Below are 4,961 nucleotides of genomic sequence, written 5' to 3'. Positions count from 1 at the left end.
AAAAAACAATAAATCTGTCAGTGACAGAAATGAGTGAGAACTCAAACTTTTAATGAGAGTTTGATCCTGGCTCAGGACGAACGCTGGCGGCGTGCCTAATACATGCAAGTAGAACGCTGAAGGAGGAGCTTGCTCTTCTGGATGAGTTGCGAACGGGTGAGTAACGCGTAGGTAACCTGCCTGGTAGCGGGGGATAACTATTGGAAACGATAGCTAATACCGCATAATATTGACTATTGCATGATAGTCAATTGAAAGGTGCAAATGCACCACTACCAGATGGACCTGCGTTGTATTAGCTAGTTGGTGGGGTAACGGCTCACCAAGGCGACGATACATAGCCGACCTGAGAGGGTGATCGGCCACACTGGGACTGAGACACGGCCCAGACTCCTACGGGAGGCAGCAGTAGGGAATCTTCGGCAATGGACGGAAGTCTGACCGAGCAACGCCGCGTGAGTGAAGAAGGTTTTCGGATCGTAAAGCTCTGTTGTAAGAGAAGAACGAGTGTGAGAGTGGAAAGTTCACACTGTGACGGTATCTTACCAGAAAGGGACGGCTAACTACGTGCCAGCAGCCGCGGTAATACGTAGGTCCCGAGCGTTGTCCGGATTTATTGGGCGTAAAGCGAGCGCAGGCGGTTAGATAAGTCTGAAGTTAAAGGCTGTGGCTTAACCATAGTACGCTTTGGAAACTGTTTAACTTGAGTGCAGAAGGGGAGAGTGGAATTCCATGTGTAGCGGTGAAATGCGTAGATATATGGAGGAACACCGGTGGCGAAAGCGGCTCTCTGGTCTGTAACTGACGCTGAGGCTCGAAAGCGTGGGGAGCAAACAGGATTAGATACCCTGGTAGTCCACGCCGTAAACGATGAGTGCTAGGTGTTGGGTCCTTTCCGGGACTCAGTGCCGCAGCTAACGCATTAAGCACTCCGCCTGGGGAGTACGACCGCAAGGTTGAAACTCAAAGGAATTGACGGGGGCCCGCACAAGCGGTGGAGCATGTGGTTTAATTCGAAGCAACGCGAAGAACCTTACCAGGTCTTGACATCCCGGTGCCCGTCCTAGAGATAGGATTTTGCTTCGGCACACCGGTGACAGGTGGTGCATGGTTGTCGTCAGCTCGTGTCGTGAGATGTTGGGTTAAGTCCCGCAACGAGCGCAACCCTTATTGTTAGTTGCCATCATTCAGTTGGGCACTCTAGCGAGACTGCCGGTAATAAACCGGAGGAAGGTGGGGATGACGTCAAATCATCATGCCCCTTATGACCTGGGCTACACACGTGCTACAATGGCTGGTACAACGAGTCGCAAGTCGGTGACGGCAAGCTAATCTCTTAAAGCCAGTCTCAGTTCGGATTGTAGGCTGCAACTCGCCTACATGAAGTCGGAATCGCTAGTAATCGCGGATCAGCACGCCGCGGTGAATACGTTCCCGGGCCTTGTACACACCGCCCGTCACACCACGAGAGTTTGTAACACCCGAAGTCGGTGAGGTAACCTTTTAGGAGCCAGCCGCCTAAGGTGGGATAGATGATTGGGGTGAAGTCGTAACAAGGTAGCCGTATCGGAAGGTGCGGCTGGATCACCTCCTTTCTAAGGAAAAACGGAAGCCATTGGTCGTCATGTTTAGTTTTGAGAGGTCTTGTGGGGCCTTAGCTCAGCTGGGAGAGCGCCTGCTTTGCACGCAGGAGGTCAGCGGTTCGATCCCGCTAGGCTCCATTAGGATAGTGATGACTATTCTAAACTTGTCCATTGAAAATTGAATAACTATATCAAATAGTAACAAGAAAATAAACCGAAACGCTGTGAATATTAATGAGTTTAAGACTGAAAGGTCAAAAATAAGGTTAAGTTAGTAAGGGCGCACGGTGGATGCCTTGGCACTAGGAGCCGATGAAGGACGTGACAAACGACGAAATGCCTCGGGGAGCTGTAAGTAAGCGCAGATCCGGGGATGTCCGAATGGGGGAACCCAACAGGTGCTACCTGTTACCCATCTCTGTTAAGGAGATGAGGAGGAAGACGCAGTGAACTGAAACATCTAAGTAGCTGCAGGAAGAGAAAGCAAAAGCGATTGCCTTAGTAGCGGCGAGCGAAATGGCAGGAGGGCAAACCGAAGAGTTTACTCTTCGGGGTTGTAGGACTGCAATGTGGACTCAGATTTTATAGAAGAATGACATGGGAAGGTCAGCCAAAGAGAGTAAGAGCCTCGTATTTTAAATAGAATCTGTACCTAGCAGAATCCTGAGTACGGCGGGACACGCGAAATCCCGTCGGAATCTGGGAGGACCATCTCCCAACCCTAAATACTCCCTAGTGACCGATAGTGAACCAGTACCGTGAGGGAAAGGTGAAAAGTACCCCGGAAGGGGAGTGAAATAGAACCTGAAACCGTGTGCCTACAACAAGTTCGAGCCCGTTAATGGGTGAGAGCGTGCCTTTTGTAGAATGAACCGGCGAGTTACGTTATGATGCGAGGTTAAGTTGAAGAGACGGAGCCGTAGGGAAACCGAGTCTGAATAGGGCGAATTAGTATCATGATGTAGACCCGAAACCATGTGACCTACCCATGAGCAGGTTGAAGGTGCGGTAAAACGCACTGGAGGACCGAACCAGGGCACGTTGAAAAGTGCTTGGATGACTTGTGGGTAGCGGAGAAATTCCAAACGAACTTGGAGATAGCTGGTTCTCTCCGAAATAGCTTTAGGGCTAGCGTCGACATAAAGATTCTTGGAGGTAGAGCACTGTTTGGGTGAGGGGTCCATCCCGGATTACCAATCTCAGATAAACTCCGAATGCCAATGAATTATGGTCGGCAGTCAGACTGCGAGTGCTAAGATCCGTAGTCGAAAGGGAAACAGCCCAGACCACCAGCTAAGGTCCCAAAATAATTGTTAAGTGGAAAAGGATGTGGGGTTGCACAGACAACTAGGATGTTAGCTTAGAAGCAGCTATTCATTCAAAGAGTGCGTAATAGCTCACTAGTCGAGTGACCCTGCGCCGAAAATGTACCGGGGCTAAAACAATTTACCGAAGCTGTGGATACCTTTATAGGTATGGTAGGAGAGCGTTCTATGTGTGGCGAAGGTGTACCGTGAGGAGCGCTGGAACGCATAGAAGTGAGAATGCCGGTATGAGTAGCGAAAGATGGGTGAGAATCCCATCCACCGTAAGACTAAGGTTTCCAGGGGAAGGCTCGTCCGCCCTGGGTTAGTCGGGACCTAAGGAGAGACCGAAAGGTGTATCCGATGGACAACAGGTTGATATTCCTGTACTAGAGTATGAAGTGATGGAGGGACGCAGTAGGCTAACTCGTGCGTACGAATGGATGTACGTCTAAGCAGTGAGGCGTGGTATGAGTCAAATGCTTATACCTGTAACGTTGAGCTGTGATGGGGAGCGAAGTTTAGTAGCGAGTGAGTGATGTCACACTGCCAAGAAAAGCTTCTAGCGTTGTATCATACTCTACCCGTACCGCAAACCGACACAGGTAGTCGAGGCGAGTAGCCTCAGGTGAGCGAGAGAACTCTCGTTAAGGAACTCGGCAAAATGACCCCGTAACTTCGGGAGAAGGGGTGCTGACTTTGGTCAGCCGCAGTGAATAGGCCCAAGCAACTGTTTATCAAAAACACAGCTCTCTGCTAAATCGTAAGATGATGTATAGGGGGTGACGCCTGCCCGGTGCTGGAAGGTTAAGAGGAGTGCTTAGCGGTAACGCGAAGGTATGAATTGAAGCCCCAGTAAACGGCGGCCGTAACTATAACGGTCCTAAGGTAGCGAAATTCCTTGTCGGGTAAGTTCCGACCCGCACGAAAGGCGTAATGATTTGGGCACTGTCTCAACGAGAGACTCGGTGAAATTTTAGTACCTGTGAAGATGCAGGTTACCCGCGACAGGACGGAAAGACCCCATGGAGCTTTACTGCAGTTTGATATTGAGTGTCTGTGCCACATGTACAGGATAGGTAGGAGCCTATGAGATCGGGACGCCAGTTTCGATGGAGGCGTTGTTGGGATACTACCCTTGTGTTATGGCCACTCTAACCCGGATAGGTGATCCCTATCGGAGACAGTGTCTGACGGGCAGTTTGACTGGGGCGGTCGCCTCCTAAAAGGTAACGGAGGCGCCCAAAGGTTCCCTCAGACTGGTTGGAAATCAGTCGCAGAGTGTAAAGGTATAAGGGAGCTTGACTGCGAGAGCTACAACTCGAGCAGGGACGAAAGTCGGGCTTAGTGATCCGGTGGTTCCGCATGGAAGGGCCATCGCTCAACGGATAAAAGCTACCCTGGGGATAACAGGCTTATCTCCCCCAAGAGTTCACATCGACGGGGAGGTTTGGCACCTCGATGTCGGCTCGTCGCATCCTGGGGCTGTAGTCGGTCCCAAGGGTTGGGCTGTTCGCCCATTAAAGCGGCACGCGAGCTGGGTTCAGAACGTCGTGAGACAGTTCGGTCCCTATCCGTCGCGGGCGTAGGAAATTTGAGAGGATCTGCTCCTAGTACGAGAGGACCAGAGTGGACTTACCGCTGGTGTACCAGTTGTCTCGCCAGAGGCATCGCTGGGTAGCTATGTAGGGAAGGGATAAACGCTGAAAGCATCTAAGTGTGAAACCCACCTCAAGATGAGATTTCCCATAACGCAAGTTAGTAAGAGCCCTGAGAGAAGATCAGGTAGATAGGTTAGGAGTGGAAGTGTGGCGACACATGTAGCGGACTAATACTAATAGCTCGAGGACTTATCCAATTTTCATTGAGCGCAGCGTTTTTTAAGTATTGTGATCTTTGAGTAGTTATTCAATTTTGAGTTGACAAGGCAATAAGATATTGTAAGTTAATTCAGCAAGTTAAGTGACGATAGCCTAGGAGATACACCTGTACCCATGCCGAACACAGAAGTTAAGCCCTAGAACGCCGGAAGTAGTTGGGGGTTGCCCCCTGTGAGATATGGTAGTCGCTTAGC

General features: G+C 50.5%; 1 tRNA gene and 3 rRNA genes. All 4 read left to right on the top strand.

What is annotated here, in order from left to right:
* Positions 1-48: 48 nt before the first annotated feature.
* The 4 genes from PAN94_RS09790 (at position 49) to rrf (ending at position 4,961) form a co-directional block, all read left to right on the top strand.
* Positions 49-1,595 (top strand): 16S ribosomal RNA (locus PAN94_RS09790).
* 53 nt (positions 1,596-1,648) lie between these two features.
* Positions 1,649-1,721, top strand: a tRNA-Ala gene (locus tag PAN94_RS09785).
* A 126-nt stretch (positions 1,722-1,847) separates the two neighbouring features.
* Positions 1,848-4,745: ribosomal RNA gene (locus tag PAN94_RS09780) — 23S ribosomal RNA — on the top strand.
* Positions 4,746-4,845: 100 nt separating this feature from the next.
* Positions 4,846-4,961: ribosomal RNA gene (rrf, locus tag PAN94_RS09775) — 5S ribosomal RNA — on the top strand.
* Together the 16S, 23S and 5S rRNA genes with 1 tRNA gene alongside form the textbook arrangement of a ribosomal RNA operon.

Source organism: Streptococcus sp. SC1 (genome assembly GCF_030272855.1).
Taxonomy (GTDB): domain Bacteria; phylum Bacillota; class Bacilli; order Lactobacillales; family Streptococcaceae; genus Streptococcus.
Note: the sequence above shows the minus strand (reverse complement) of the source record. Positions and strands in the feature narration are given on the sequence as shown.